Origin of the sequence: Stenotrophomonas sp. YIM B06876, assembly GCF_030711595.1 — a bacterium.
In the GTDB taxonomy this organism is placed as follows: Bacteria; Pseudomonadota; Gammaproteobacteria; order Xanthomonadales; family Xanthomonadaceae; genus Stenotrophomonas.
The window spans coordinates 1-681 of the sequence record NZ_JAUJUJ010000424.1 but is presented as its reverse complement, the minus strand read 5'-3'; the positions used below and the strand labels follow the sequence as shown (position 1 = coordinate 681).

Below are 681 nucleotides of genomic sequence, written 5' to 3'. Positions count from 1 at the left end.
CATCTTCCAGGTAAGGCCCGTAGGTGATGCGGCAGCCCTCCTTGAGGATCAGGAAGAACAGCTCGATCTCCCAGCGTGCTCGATACCAGTCCACCAGTTGCACGGCCTGCTCCAGGGTGTTCACTGCCCGGTTGCTGAGCAGTCGCCAGACCACGGGCTTGGCGCCCACTGGCGGGTCTATCTCTTGGGCCAGCACGCAGGTGACGCTCAGGCGGCCCTTGGCCCCATCACTGATGTCGATGCGTTCAGTCNCTGCTCCAGGGTGTTCACTGCCCGGTTGCTGAGCAGTCGCCAGACCACGGGCTTGGCGCCCACTGGCGGGTCTATCTCTTGGGCCAGCACGCAGGTGACGCTCAGGCGGCCCTTGGCCCCATCACTGATGTCGATGCGTTCAGTCTGGATGCGCTGCACCACCGCTCTAGCCTTGCGGCCTCGCCCGGCGGGCAGCTCGAAGCGCACCTGCCCCAGCACAGGCGCCTGTGCCAGCCGAGCCCAGAGCTTGCCGCCGCTTGGCAGGGCGCGGTCATGCTGGCAGCGGATCAGGTAGTCAGCCGCATGGTTCAACTCCTTGGCCCGCACCAGCAGGGCCACGATGTCGGCCTCGCGGTCTGCCATGTACACCTGGCGCACCTGGGGCAGCTCCTGCGCCCGCTCGGCCACGCGCTCATAACCTTCGATCCA

General features: G+C 66.3%; 1 pseudogene. It reads right to left on the bottom strand.

Annotated elements, in window-relative coordinates:
* Window positions 1-217, bottom strand: a pseudogene (locus tag QZH66_RS17720) (hypothetical protein); the annotation flags it as partial.
* Window positions 218-681 lie beyond the last annotated feature (464 nt).